This window comes from Aminobacter sp. AP02 (assembly GCF_003148805.1).
Classification (GTDB): Bacteria; Pseudomonadota; Alphaproteobacteria; order Rhizobiales; family Rhizobiaceae; genus Aminobacter.
Genome location: NZ_QGGX01000007.1, coordinates 270912 through 284617, shown reverse-complemented (window position 1 = coordinate 284617; position 13706 = coordinate 270912). Strand labels below are relative to the sequence as shown.

The window sequence follows — 13706 nt, the reverse complement described above, 5'->3', positions numbered from 1 at the left end:
TGAGCTGGAAGTCGTCGCGCTTTTCGAGCAGCGCCCGGTTCTTCGGGCCAAGATCATGCACGATATCGGCAAAACCCTCCCAGAACTTTCCAGCACCGACCCCAGTCCCCGGCAAAGCCTCCGAAACAACAAAGTCGTGAAGTTCGCGAGATATGCGAAGGCCAAAAAGCTCAACGAGGTCGGTCATAATACAAGCTCCAAAATTCCGGCGCCACTGCGGCGGTCAAAACAAGGTTTTCGGGCGTTTGGCACGCAAAGCGCACAGGGTCAATTCGCACAGTGCCGCAAGCCGGCATTTGACTTGCCGCCTATCGCCGCAGCGAACCGATTTAGCCGTCAGACGGCTATGCGGGGCCGCCCCGCGGCGATCGCCACGACATGCGCCTCGATGAACATCCGCTGCCCTTCGACGGTCGACACGTTTATCTCGGTCAAGATCTCGACCTCGGCCGCGTCTGTGCCGGCATCGCGCGCCTTGGCGGCGACGATCATGCGCACCTCCTCCTCGGCCAACGCCATTGCGGGTCCCTCCTCGGTGAAATCGCGCAGCACCTCGCCCACGCTCACCCGAAACAGCCCCTCCTTGGGCTGGCTGACACGTGCCTCGGCCGTCACCCTGACCTGGCCGACGACCGCGCCAAGCGCGTTGGCGACGTCGGTATCCTCGGGCACCACGCACTCGTTGCCGACAAGCTGCGGCAGTCCGGCATAATGCAGCGGCGCCGACGCCCCCAGGCCGATCACCGGGCGGTCGAGCGCGACCGACAGCCGCGCGATGCCCTCATGACCGTCGACCGCGCGCTGCACCAGCGCATGAGCAACGGTCGCCGCCCCATCGAGCCCATCCTCGGCGAAGGCGGTTTCGAGAACCACCTCGGCCGAGAGGCGGGTCAGCGTCGCCAGCACGCGCTCGGACAATGCTTCGGGCGAAGGCGCGATCGGCTGGCCGCGCCCGTCACGCTTGCGGGCAAACAGCTCGGCACCCAGCCTCGCCGCCGCCTCGTCCCAATTGGCCTGCCTGCCAAGCACATGGGCAGCGTCGGAGGGGGTAAAGCCCGCGACATGAACCAGCCCGCGCGACACCAGGCGATTGAGCGTCGCGCTCTGGGCGTTGGAGGTCAAAAGTCGGTCGATGGGCTGAGGCACCGCCGTGATCGTGTCGTAAAGCTTGGCCTCCGGCGCCGTCAACCCGGCGGCCAGATGTTCCGGCACGCCGGTGCGGACGGCAAAGCGCCCGTCCATGCGACCCGGATTGGGCGCGCGCAACTGACGCTCCAGCTCGTTCGTCACCGCCTCGCCATGGACCATGCCGGCAAGCGCAAGCGGCACCAGGCGGCGCGGGCCAAGCGACATCCTCGGCTTCAGCCCGCCCTCTTCCAACGAAACCTCTGAATCGCCGCCGAGACCGAAGGTGCGCATCGCGACCGCCTCGACCATGGTGCGAAAGCCACCGACGGTAGCACCCTCGGGGTCGAGACGCGGGCGGCCATGGTCGAGCACGGCGACGTCGGTTGTGGTGCCGCCGATGTCGGAAACGACGGCATTGTCGAGCCCGGTCATGTGGCGGGCGCCGACGAGACTGGCGGCGGGGCCCGACAAAATGGTCTCGATCGGGCGCTGGCGGGCGAATTCGGCCGACACCAGCGCGCCGTCGCCACGCACCACCATCAGCGGCGCCTTGATCTTGCGCTCCTCCAGGAAGCCTTCGGTCGCCGCGACCAGGCGGTCGATCATCGAGATCAGCCGCGCGTTGAGAAGCGTCGTCAGCGCCCGGCGCGGGCCGCCGAGCTTGGCGGAAAGCTCGTGGCTGGTGGTGACGGGCAGCCCTGTCATCTCGCGGATCAGGTCGCGCGCGGCGATCTCGTGGGCGGGGTTGCGGGTGGCGAAATAGGCGCAGACGGCAAAGCCCGACACGGACTTTTCGAGCTCCGGCAACGCTGCCTCGAGGGGAGCGAGGTCGAGCATCCGGGCGTTGCCGTGGACATCGTGGCCGCCTTCGCACAGCACCAGCGGATCGGTGCCGAGGGCGGTCTTGAGACCGTCGCGGGCAAGGTCGGCCTCGGAAAATCCGATCATGACCAGCGCCACGCGCCCGCCCTGGCCCTCGACAAGCGCGTTGGTGGCGAGCGTCGTCGACATCGAAACCAGCTTGATGGCGGCGGGGTCGACATGGGCTTTTTCCAAAACCGCGTCCACCGCGCCCGAAATGCCAACGGCGAGATCGTGGCGAGTTGTCAGCGCCTTGGCCTTGGCGGCGACCCCGTGGTCCTCGGACCACAGGACCGCGTCGGTGTAGGTGCCGCCGGTGTCGATGCCGAGGAAAAGCGGATGCGGGCGGGGGCTGGAAGTCATTCAGTCGGTCCGGGCTTTGGTGGTCCGCCCGCTCTAGCCGATATGGCCGGCAAAGGGAAACCGGCCAGCCCGGCCAAACGACCGGCTCAGCCAGGCGCGACGAAGCCTGCCCTCCGCTATCGCTCCGGGCGCTTAGTCGCTTGACAAGCCAAATCGTTGGCTTGTCATCGACCTTCGGTCGACCACGACACGCTCTTGTGGGTGTTGTCGCACCAGGGCTTGTTGGCCGAGTGGCCGCAGCGGCAGAGCCAGACTTTTGTGGCGCGCTCGACCGTCTTGCCGGTGCCGGTGACGATTTCGACATTACCCTCGAGCTTGAGGTTGCCGTTGGGCTGGGGGGTGACGACCAGCGGGCCGTCGCGCGCGGCGAGCGGCTGGGACTCCTTCGGCGCCGGCTCGCCGGTGGCGGCAAAGCCTGCCTTGGTGTGGCTGCCGTCGCAGAACGGCTTGTTCTGGGACGCGCCACAACGGCACAAGGTGGCGCGATAGAAGGTCTCGCCATTGAAGAAGATCTCGGCATGCAGCGCGAGCGGGCCATTCTCGCGGATGCGCACGGTGTTGACGACCGGCGGCGCCTCCTGCGGGCCGCCGTCCTTGCGGCGGTAGGTGATGGCACCCGAGGGGCAGCTTTCGGCAAGTGCGACGACCTGCTCGACGGAGGCCGCGTCGGGATGGATCCATTCGCCCGGCGCGTTGGGCTCGAAGACATGCGGATTGCCGAGCACGCAGTTGCGCGAATGGATGCAGCGCCGGCCGGAAAAACCGACATCGATCTTCTCGCCCTCGACCATGCCCTTGGACATTTCGTTGCGCTGCCTCCGTGGTCAGGCGCCGAGCTTACGCCACCAAGGGAGACTGGCAAGGGTTCATTCCGCGCCCTTCGCGGCAATGATACGCGCGACCTCGGCGCGGATTTCGGCCCGCATCGCCTCGACGAGCTTTTCCTCCAGCGGCACGCAGGGCGGGATCAACGGGCGAAAGGCAAAGGACCAATCGTCCTCGGCGCGGCGGCCGACACATCGTTTCAGCCGCCGGCAACCGCGCAGCGGGCAATGGCGGTGAAATCCGAGGTGGCCGCACAAAAGCTGGAACAGGCCGAGATAGGCACCCTTGACCTCGGCATGACGCTGCTGGTCGCGCATCACGCAGGCCCATTGCGCGTCGGTGCACGAGGGCTCGCGCTCCATCTCGGGGATGGCAAAGACGGGATGCTGCCAGTCGGACACATGCGCCTCCGTTGCCGCGCTCGAACCGAGCCGGGTTTTGTTGGGAAGGTCGGGAAGACGGGCGGTCGCGGGATCGCTCGGCTATATCTTAGGTGCGATCTCGCGACCGCCCGTCCGGCGATTTATGTTCCCGTCCGTTCCGCTTCCGCAGGCATGGGCATTAACGCCCCTGCCCCACTAGCGCATCGTCCAGCGCACCCGGGCCGTAATACCCGGAGGGGAACCCTTGGACGGAACCTCCCCGGGCAGCAGGCTACGTTGGCCTATTGCCGGAGGCGCCGGCCCCTGCCCACGCAATCACCGTCATGACCGGTGTTCCCGCGGCAGGGACGGATGGATTATGGCGCAGGTTTTGCGGGCGTGGAGAAACGGGGCGGGATTTCCACGGGGGGTGGTCGCGCTTGGCGCAGGTCCCGAGGGCTTGTGTTCCTTCACGCCCCCCGCTGCCCTGCCGGGCATCTCCCCCTCAGGCGGGGAGATTAGTCACGTCAACGGCGGCGCCTATCCTGCAAGATTGCAGGGCTTGCCCATGCTGCCTCAGTGATTAGCTGCCGCGGCGATGAAGGCCTGATCTCCCCACCTGAGGGGGAGATGGCCGGCAGGCCAGAGGGGGGCGCGAAGGAATGATAGGAAGCAAAAAAAGCGAAAAACTTCTGCAAGCGTGGAGAAATTGTCCCCGCTCAGCCCCGTGAAATCTGCTCGTCCTGCTCGACGGTCAGCGGCTTCACCCCCTCAGGCATCGGCTCGACCACCTGATGGGGCGCGATGACGGACACTGGCGCGGCCACGGGTACCGCCGGCACCGGGGCGTGGGCAGCGCAGGCGGGCAAGGTCGCGAGAGCTAGGAGGATGGCGAGCGATTTCATCGAGCGGCGTTAGGTGGAAGGTGTGGCGTTATCGCGGCGGCAGACAAGCCCGGCGCGCCGGCAAGGTCAAGCCGCCCCTGACAGCTCCTGACATAAGCCTGTCAGGAGGCATCTGCTATCCCTGGGAAACCAGAGGAGGACGGCATGAGCGGCTTTGACGATTTCGATTTCCTGATCGGCGATTGGACCGTGACCAACGAACGCCTGCGCGAGCGGCTGGTCGGCTCGACCGAGTGGGAGACGTTTTCCGCCTTCTCCCGTGTGGAAAAGGTGATGCGGGCGCCCGACGGCACATTTGGCGGCAATCTCGACCAGATGGCGGTGCCCGAGCGCGGCTTCACTGGCATGACGCTGCGCCTCTACAACCCCGAGACAGGGCTTTGGTCAATTTACTGGAGCGACACCAGGAGCTTTAGGCTGTTCCCGCCGATGGTGGGGCGGTTCACGGACGGTCGCGGCGAATTTTATGGCGATGATGTCGAGGGCGATGTGCCGGTGAAGGTGCGGTTTGTCTGGACGGGCGGGGAGGAACCGCGCTGGGAACAGGCGATGTCTAGGGATGACGGGGAGACGTGGGAGATGAATTGGGTGATGCGGTTTGGGAGTTGAGGGAAAGCACCCTCCCCCTAACAATAGATGTGGAGTGCAAATTCCAACTCTCAATCCCCACTACCACTACGCGAAACACAGCCTTACGATGCAATCGACTTCGCTCGAATCAGCATCAGGTAAGGTGGTATGCCCATTAACTTGGATAGTCTTTGTAAAGAGATACAGACCGAACGGACGGCAATTCTATTTGGTGCAGGATCTTCCTTCCCTTCGGGAGCGCCGACTGGCCAAGGACTTGCTGATTCTTTAGCAGAACGTTTTCACCTAGATGCTGCAGGACTAAATCTAGTTGAGGTTTCCACCCTGATCGAGTTGAAACACAGCCGCGAGAAGCTCATTAGCGAGCTACGAGCTCTCTTGTCGAAGATCAAACCTACCGGCGGTATATTAAACATACCGAATTACAAGTGGCGGGATATTTTTACGACAAACTACGATAAGGTAATTGAGAAGTCGTACGCAAAGGCCGGGCAGCAATTATCAACAATAAGTGCAAACTATGAGTTTGATAAATCGTACGACGATGCACAGAAATTGTTTAGCTTCACGGGAGCATCGAAAAAGACACGGTCGACGGAGATCTTTCTAGAATCATAATCACACAGGAAGACTATACTATAAGTTCACAATACCGTGAAACTCTATACGAGCGCTTCCTAATTACAACTTCGTCTTCAGATCTATTGATAATTGGCTATAGCCTGTCCGACCCCGACTTGATGGAGATAATCGACGAAGCCGTACGTAGAAAGCGTACGTCGTTCTCTCCAGGACGCATCTACGTACTTGCGTATAAGCCAGACGAAAATCGAGCTCTTCTGCTCGAACAACGCGGCCTACGAGTTGCCTTTGGCGGACTAGACGACTTCGTTGCCGCATTGGATCGGAATGCGTCTAGCACCCTGACTTCCGTAGCTACGGACGATATTCTCAGCTTTTTCCCCCATCTTAGGCCAACGACCGTCGACATTCCGCACGCTGCAACACTCGGCAATACTGATGTAACCCGTATGTTTTATGGGTCACCGCCGACCTACTCCGACATTACAAACGATCTGACGTTTGAACGCGACGCACTTGCGCTCATGCGGAACTATTTCGAGGTCGATGATGCCCTAGCTGTATATGTTCTGGGCGTAGCGGGAGTAGGCAAAACTACGCTCTGTAGGCAGTTCCTCATCAATGCCTTCCGGACGGGCAGCCATGCATGGGAGCACGTTGAGGGCACCGACCTGAAGTCGTCACTTTGGGCAAGCCTAGCCGAGCGGCTCAAGACCTCAGGAGAGCGGGGCTATCTGTACGTAGACAACGCTCACAAATACATCCGTGAAATAAATGAACTTGTTGACTTGCTTTCCGCCTCATCCAACCGATGCCTCAAGATTGTTATTTCAACGACGCTTGAGCAATGGTCTTACCGAACAAAGTCCCCAAACCTTTTTGTTTTCGGGAAAAGAATCGACATTCGGCGGCTGTCACGATCAGAAATTCAGCGCCTGCTAGATTTATTTGACTTTAACAGCTCGATATCCTCGCTTGTCGAAAAAGAATTCTCAGGCTTTTCTCGTCAAGAGAGACAACGTCGACTAGAGCAGAAATGTGAAGCAGACTTCTTCGTATGTTTGAAGAATATCTTCTCAAACGAGCTACTTGACGAAATAGTTCTAAAAGAATTTGCAGGGCTTAGAAAGAACTACCAAGAAATATATAAAACTCTTTCTGCATTGGAAGCATCCGGGCTGAAGCTACACCGGCAAATGATAATACGCATGCTTGGTATTCCAATGGGTGACATCTCAGACATACTTAACGACTTGGACGGGATGGTCGTTGAGAACACGGTCAACAAATCTCTCGGAATATATGCGTGGAGTGGTCGTCACATCGTAATTTCAGAAATAATTATGAAATCGAAATTCTCAGCGGAGTCCGAAATAGCAGACCTATATGATAAATTTGTTGATCTAGTTAACCCGACCTTTGACATTGAGCGTCTCAATCTAATGGAGCTTTGCGCCAGAAGGGGACTAGGTCGCCTTGCAAGCCGAGATCGTCAGAACAGTATCTTAGCGAAAATAATATCAAAGGCGCCGACATTACGAGTCCCTAGGCATCGACTTATCGACAATCTTATCCGCATGGGCCGGTACGAACGTGCGGCAAACGAAATCAGGATATTTGAGTCAGACATGCGAGCTGACGCACCACTTCTTCGTTTCAAAATAAATCTCAGTTTAGAGCGCGCGCGGCATTCGGCCGGTCTGATGACGGAAGATAGGATAACTCTTGTACGTAATGCAGCAACTATGTCACGGAAGTCGCTTGAGCGATTCCCAGATGACACCTCACTGCATGAAATTTATTGTGATTCTGGTATTCAATTCATGCGACTTTCTGGCGATTGGAGTGTCGCCGACGACGCGATTAAGCTCTTCCATGATCATAGTGCAGACTCTTTGGACCCCGAATTTTCTAGAGCTTACGCAAAGTATCAACTGAAATTTCAGCAGATTCAGGCAGGCACCTAGTATTCCGTTTCCTTGCACCTCCCGATCAGCTTGCTCCGCCCCTCATCCGACCCTTCGGGCCACCTCTCCCCGTCCCTTCGACAAGCTCAGGAGGGGAGTAGGAAGAGCGTGCGCCTGATGCGCCCTTACAACCCGATCTTCTCCGCCGGCGGCCCCGGGAAGCGTGCATGGTCAGGCGCTCCCTCAGGCGTTCCGAGCAAATCGCGCACAGCACGCACGCCCTGGTCTATGGCCGAGTTGGCGTAGGCGTAGGCGCCGCTGTCGGCGTTGGCGATTGCGATGCGGCCCCAGGGCTTGCGGGCGGCTTCGATGGGCAGCGGGCCGTCGGGCCAGAAGGCGTCGCCAGGGCGCATGTATTCGTAGGCGTAGCCGTGCGACCAGCGATTGCAGGTGATGGCCTCGATGTCGCGGGCGGGGTCGAAGCCGCCGCCTGACAAAGCGCGGCCGAGCAGGTCGCGGATCGAGCGCTCCATCTCCTCGAAGCTCAGCGTCATCAGGGCGCGGCGGCCGGCGAGCGCCTGCTCGCGTGGGGCGAGGCCGGGGCTGGTCATCACCTTGGAGAGGTGCAGGATGACGGGATCGCCCGGCTTGTCGGCGAATTTGTAGTCGCCCATCGAGACAGGAAAATCGATCTCGGCGCCGGACCAGAAATCGCCGCGCGCGCGAAAACCGTCGATCTTGAGCTTGTCGAAGGCCTGCCAGTTGCGCAGCTGCACGTTGGTGTAGATCAGCGGCACCTTCTGCTGGTCGTTGAGGGCGGTGACCTGGTCGGGGCCGAGCTCGTCGGTGAGGTAGGGGATGACGCGGTGCCAGCAGGCGAGCACGACGTTACCTGCCTTGACGCTGACCGGCTTGCCGTCCTTGTCGGCGTAGGTGACGGTGACCGATTTGGCGGCATCGGGAGCGCCGTCATGGGCGACCTTGACGACTGTCGCGTTGAGCCGGATGCGGACCGGGCTTTCGGGCTTGTCGAGCGCCGAATAGTCGACCTTTTCGGTGACAAGCTGTTCCATCGTCGAGCCGGCGAGTGCTGCCGGCACCAAAGCGCGCACCAGGGCGCGGGCGATGCCGGCATTGCCGTCGGGGAAATGGTAGATGTAGTCGTCCGGGTCGGTGAAGGCGAGACGGCCCGAGGGGCTGTTGTATTTCGACACGTCCTCGCCGAGGTCCATTGCGTCGAAGCCGGGATTGCCGTTGGCGCGGGCGTCGAGCGCGCTGGCCGCGTCGATGCCGACGCCGAAATAACCCGCCGTGGAGGTGGCGAAATAGTCGACCAGCTGGGGATCGACCTTGGCGTGGTCGAGCAGGAACGACTTGTAGGTGATCTCGGCGAGCTTCTCCAGGCGCTGCTCGCTGGTCAGGCCGGGCAGATAGTCGCCGGGCGCTTCCATGAGCTGGATCAGGTCGGCCTTGGCCTTGTCGTTGAGCGGCGTTTTGGCCACCCACTCGGACGGCTTGCCCGAGCGGATGACCAGCCTGTCCTCGCCCCACTGCTCCTTGGAGAAGAAGATGGCGCCCGCAAGGCCACGATCCTCGGACCATTTCTGGTCGTAGAAGGTCTCGAAGCGCTTGGGATCGATGCCGATGTCGGTGAGCAGCGCGTTGACGGCGGGGCTGAAGAAGCTCGGCGTCTGCATCGACTGGCTGCCGCCATAACCGATGAGCTTGGCGCCGTTCGAGGCGGTGAATTCGTTGCGCTTGGCGTGGCCGCCGAAGTCCTCGAGCGGATCGACGATCAGCACACGCTTGTCGGCGCCGGCCTGCTTGCGGAAGGTGTGGGCGGCCGCAAGACCCGAAATGCCGGCACCGACGACGACGAGGTCGTAGCTCTCGGCGCTCGCGGTGACCGGCCCGGCGTCGGACCAGTAGGTGCCGTCGCGGACGGCGTGCATGACGTTTTGGGCAGTGTCGGTCTGGCCCTGCAGGCCGCTTGCTGCGGGCGGGTAGGCAACGGGGGCGGATTGCGCATGCGCCCGGCCGGGGCCCATGGCGCGCAAGGCAACCGCGCCGCCGATCGCCATCGCCACGCCGTCCATGAAATCGCGCCTGGATATGGCGCGATCCATACCCAGCTTCTTGTCCTTTTCAGTCCAGTTCATGATGATTCCCCTGGCAGAATGCGAGGGGAAGGCTAGCCATCTTCACTGTGTCAGTAAATCGACAGAACAGTCGAAGACTATGCCGCGGCGAATAATTCGACGCTGCAGTGCAATACGAGTTTGCATTGCGGGATGACTGTGGAATGAGGTGGGGTGGCCCGCCTTTCGGCGCGCGCCATTGATGCCTGGACGAAGCCGGCAAGCTTGGCGCCGCCCCTCATCCGGCCCTCGCCCCCGCCACCTTCTCCCCGCCCCTTCGACCGCTCGGCAGGCTCGCGGCTCAGGAGGGGAGAAGGAAAAAGGCAGACTAGTTATCGCCCATCTTGAGGGCCTGGATGAAGGCTTCCTGGGGGATGTCGACCTTGCCGAACTGGCGCATGCGCTTCTTGCCCTCTTTCTGCTTCTCGAGCAGCTTGCGCTTGCGGGTGACGTCGCCGCCGTAGCACTTGGCGGTGACGTCCTTGCGGAGCGCCGAGATGGTCTCACGCGCAATGACCTTGCCGCCGATGGCGGCCTGGACCGGGATCTTGAACATGTGCTGCGGGATCAGCTCCTTCAGCTTCTCGACCATGACGCGGCCGCGCTTTTCGGCGGCCGTGCGGTGGACGAGCATCGAGAGCGCGTCGACCGGCTCCTCGTTGACCAGGATCGACATCTTGACGAGGTCGCCCTCGCGGTAGTCGGTGAGGTGGTAGTCGAAGGAGGCGTAGCCCTTGGAGATCGACTTGAGGCGGTCGTAGAAGTCGAACACGACCTCGTTGAGCGGCAGGTCGTAGACCAGCATGGCGCGCTTGCCGACATAGCTGAGGTCCGCCTGGATGCCGCGGCGCTCCTGGCAGAGTTTCAGGATCGAGCCGAGATAGTCGTCCGGGGTGAGGATGGTGGCGCGGATCCACGGCTCCTCGATCGAGGCGATCTTGACCACGTCGGGCATGTCGGCGGGGTTGTGCAACTCCTTGGTCGAACCGTCGTTGAGGTTCATGCGGTAGACGACGGAAGGCGCGGTGGCGATGAGGTCGAGGTTGAACTCGCGCTCAAGCCGTTCCTGGATGATCTCGAGGTGCAAAAGGCCGAGGAAGCCGCAGCGGAAGCCGAAGCCCAGCGCTGCCGAGGTTTCCATTTCAAACGAGAACGACGCGTCGTTGAGGCGCAGCTTGCCCATCGCGGCGCGCAGGTCCTCGAAGTCGGCGGCGTCGACCGGGAACAGGCCGCAGAACACCACCGGCTGGGCCGGCTTGAAGCCCGGCAGGGCCTTGGCGGTGGGGCGCTTGTCCTCGGTGATGGTGTCGCCGACGCGGGTGTCGGCCACTTCCTTGATCGAGCCGGTGAAGAAGCCGAACTCGCCGGGGCCGAGCTCGTCGACCTGGACCATCTTGGGGGTGAAGACGCCGGTGCGCTCGACCAGGTATTTGGCGTTGGTCTCCATCATGCGGATGGTCTGGCCCTTCTTGAGCTTGCCATCGATGATGCGGACCAGGACGATGACGCCGAGATAGGTGTCGTACCAGCTGTCGACCAGCATCGCCTTCAGCGGCGCGTCGGCGTCGCCCTCGCGCGGCGGTGGCAGCTGGGTGACGATCGCCTCCAGCACGTCGGGGATGCCGAGGCCTGTCTTGGCCGAGATGTAGACGGCTTGCGAGGCGTCGATGCCGATGACTTCCTCGACCTGCTCCTTGATGCGCTCGGGCTCGGCGGCGGGCAGGTCGATCTTGTTGAGGACGACGACGATCTCGTGGTTGTTGTCGATGGCCTGGTAGACGTTGGCCAGCGTCTGCGCCTCGACGCCTTGCGAGGCGTCGACGACGAGCAGCGAGCCCTCGCAGGCCGACAGCGAGCGCGAGACTTCGTAGGCGAAGTCGACGTGGCCGGGCGTGTCGATCAGGTTGAGGACATAGTCCTCGCCGTTCTTGGCCTTGTAGTTGAGGCGAACGGTCTGGGCCTTGATGGTGATGCCGCGCTCGCGCTCGATGTCCATATTGTCGAGGACCTGTTCGGTCATCTCGCGCAGCTCCAGCCCACCTGTGGACTGGATCAGCCGATCGGCAAGCGTCGACTTGCCGTGATCGATATGGGCAACGATGGAGAAATTGCGGATGTGGTCGAGCGGTGTGGTCATGCGCGCGCTTTAGCAGGGGCGGAAAGGCTTCACAAGCGCGGCTTTTGCTGCGGTAGCGGCTCAAGCGGCGGAGACGGCGTGGGCCGGCCGGCTGGCTGGCGCGGGCGCAAACAGCATCTTGACGAAGGCGCGGAAGGCCAGCACCTGCTTCTCGAGCCGGCGCGGGTCATCCATCAGCTTGGACATGATGATGCCGCCATCGACGATGCACGACATCATGTCGGCGACGGTGTCGAGATCGACCGCCTCGTGCGGCGGATGGACTTTGGCGATCTCGTCGAGCGTGGCGCGGAAGCGGGCGTTCCAGCCCTGGACCGAGTTTGCAGCGATGGCGCGGACCTCGCGGTCGAACATGCGCTCCTGGTAGCAGACCGAGGCGATGAGGCAGCCGGGATGGCCATTGGGCAGGTCGGCCATGACCTCGGCCAGCAGCTTGAGGCCGATGAGGAAAGCCTGCAGCGGGTCGTCGGACAGCTGCGTGCCGCGGCCAAAGACATCGTCAAAAAGGTGGTTGTTGGAACGGACGTAGCGCAACAGCATGGCGCGGGCGAGTTCGTTCTTATCCTTGAAATGATAGAAAAAGCCGCTCTTGGTAATGCCGGCATCGGCGATGATCTCGTCGATGGAGGTGGCGCCGAAACCCTTGGCGAGCACCGACGCCTCGGCTATCGCGAGAATGCGCTCACGGGTTTCCAGGCCCTTGCCCATGTCCGACCTCCAAAACACTGTACTTGAAGTACGGTTTTCGGCACCCTGACAATATCACCAAGAATGCATATGCCGCCACACGGCGGGCCAACCCATTGACGTTTCGGCATAATTTGCGGCGCCACCACGACCGGACCGCGAGATTTCTAGTCTCGATCGCCGGCTTGAGGCAAAAACACGGCATTCCCGATGCCGGGCCGTGCGGCAGGACGGGAGCTTGTTGGAGAATGTCATGGCCAAGTATCGCAACAACCTGCCGCAGATGAATGGCGGCCTGTTCCTCAGTGACGGCGGCATGGAAACAACACTGATCTTTCACGACGGTGTCGAGCTGCCGCATTTCGCTTCGTTCGTGCTGCTCGACACGGCCGAGGGCCGACAGCGGCTGAAGGGATACTACGAAAGATATCTCGACATCGCCCGCCGGCGCCGCACCGGTTTCGTGCTCGACAGCGCGACGTGGCGCGCCAATCCGGACTGGGGCAAAAAGCTTGGCTACGACAGCGAGGCCCTGGAGGCGGTCAACACAAGCTCGATCCGCTTGCTCGAAGAGCTGCGCGACATATGGGAGACGCCTGAAACGCCACTGGTGGTGAGCGGCGCCATCGGTCCGCGCGGCGACGGCTACAAGGCCGGCAACATGAATGCCGCCGCATACGAGGCCTACCACGCCGCCCAGATCGCCACCTTTGAGGAGGCAGGCGCCGATATGGTGGCGGCCTACACGATGAACAACATCGACGAGGCGATCGGCATCGTCCGTGCAGCCAAGACACTCGGCATGCCTTGCATGATCTCGTTCACGGTGGAGACGGACGGCAGACTGGTGACCGGGCGAACGCTGCAGGAAGCGATCGAGACCACCGACAGCGAGACCGGGGCCTATCCGCTTTACTACATGATCAACTGCGCCCATCCGAGCCATTTCGCCTCGGCACTGGCGGCCGGAGAGCCATGGCTGGAGCGCGTGCGCGGCGTGAAGGCGAACGCCTCGACCAAGAGCCATGCCGAACTCGACAACTCAGAAACGCTGGACGCTGGCGACCCGGCCGATCTCGGACGGCACTACAGTGCGCTGACGGCATCGTTTCCGACCATGCGCATCCTTGGCGGCTGCTGCGGCACCGACCATCGCCACGTCGCGGCGATCTGCGAGGCCTGCCTGCCGGCCTGAAGCAAAGCTGTTCCCGCGGCCCCTC

At 61.9% G+C, this 13706-nt stretch carries 11 protein-coding genes; 4 read left to right on the top strand and 7 right to left on the bottom strand.

All coding sequences use genetic code 11. The annotated features are described in order from the left end of the window. The 4 genes from C8K44_RS11800 to C8K44_RS11785 all read right to left on the bottom strand — a co-directional run. The coding region (locus C8K44_RS11800) for a hypothetical protein (protein WP_146203935.1) at window positions 1-187 on the bottom strand (187 nt) is incomplete at its 3' end. A 149-nt stretch (window positions 188-336) separates the two neighbouring features. Continuing rightward, a complete protein-coding gene (locus C8K44_RS11795; RefSeq protein WP_109575974.1) occupies window positions 337-2352 on the bottom strand; it encodes a hydantoinase/oxoprolinase family protein in 2016 nt (671 codons plus the stop codon). 164 nt (window positions 2353-2516) lie between these two features. Beyond that, window positions 2517-3155 (bottom strand): CDGSH iron-sulfur domain-containing protein, encoded by a 639-nt coding sequence (locus C8K44_RS11790; RefSeq protein WP_109575973.1) that lies wholly within the window; start codon window positions 3153-3155, stop codon window positions 2517-2519. 63 nt (window positions 3156-3218) lie between these two features. Continuing rightward, entirely contained in the window at window positions 3219-3578 is a 360-nt protein-coding gene (locus C8K44_RS11785) for a hypothetical protein (RefSeq protein ID WP_146203934.1), read from the bottom strand. 1010 nt (window positions 3579-4588) lie between these two features. Here C8K44_RS11785 and C8K44_RS11770 point away from each other — a divergent pair. The 3 genes from C8K44_RS11770 to C8K44_RS11760 all read left to right on the top strand — a co-directional run bounded on the left by C8K44_RS11770 (window position 4589) and on the right by C8K44_RS11760 (window position 7584). Beyond that, window positions 4589-5053 carry a hypothetical protein gene (locus tag C8K44_RS11770; protein WP_109575970.1) on the top strand — a complete coding sequence of 155 codons (465 nt, stop codon included), beginning with the start codon at window positions 4589-4591 and terminating at the stop codon, window positions 5051-5053. 129 nt (window positions 5054-5182) lie between these two features. Continuing rightward, complete coding sequence (locus tag C8K44_RS11765; RefSeq protein ID WP_109575969.1) at window positions 5183-5653, top strand: hypothetical protein; 471 nt, start codon at window positions 5183-5185, stop codon at window positions 5651-5653. Beyond that, window positions 5611-7584, top strand: coding sequence for an SIR2 family protein (locus tag C8K44_RS11760; protein WP_109575968.1), 1974 nt, complete (start codon window positions 5611-5613; stop codon window positions 7582-7584). The genes C8K44_RS11765 and C8K44_RS11760 overlap by 43 nt, the downstream gene beginning before the upstream one ends. A gap of 125 nt (window positions 7585-7709) precedes the next feature. Here the strand turns inward: C8K44_RS11760 and C8K44_RS11755 are convergent, their stop codons facing one another. From C8K44_RS11755 to C8K44_RS11745, 3 genes are all read right to left on the bottom strand, one after another. Continuing rightward, window positions 7710-9683 carry an NAD(P)-binding protein gene (locus C8K44_RS11755; protein WP_109575967.1) on the bottom strand — a complete coding sequence of 658 codons (1974 nt, stop codon included), beginning with the start codon at window positions 9681-9683 and terminating at the stop codon, window positions 7710-7712. 307 nt (window positions 9684-9990) lie between these two features. Then, window positions 9991-11799 carry a translation elongation factor 4 gene (gene lepA / locus C8K44_RS11750; RefSeq protein ID WP_109575966.1) on the bottom strand — a complete coding sequence of 603 codons (1809 nt, stop codon included), beginning with the start codon at window positions 11797-11799 and terminating at the stop codon, window positions 9991-9993. 60 nt (window positions 11800-11859) lie between these two features. Beyond that, window positions 11860-12507 carry a TetR/AcrR family transcriptional regulator gene (locus C8K44_RS11745; protein ID WP_109575965.1) on the bottom strand — a complete coding sequence of 216 codons (648 nt, stop codon included), beginning with the start codon at window positions 12505-12507 and terminating at the stop codon, window positions 11860-11862. Window positions 12508-12739: 232 nt separating this feature from the next. Here C8K44_RS11745 and C8K44_RS11740 point away from each other — a divergent pair, with 232 nt between their 5' ends. Further along, on the top strand, window positions 12740-13681 hold the full coding sequence (locus C8K44_RS11740) for a homocysteine S-methyltransferase family protein (RefSeq protein WP_109575998.1): 942 nt from the start codon (window positions 12740-12742) through the stop codon (window positions 13679-13681). Window positions 13682-13706 lie beyond the last annotated feature (25 nt).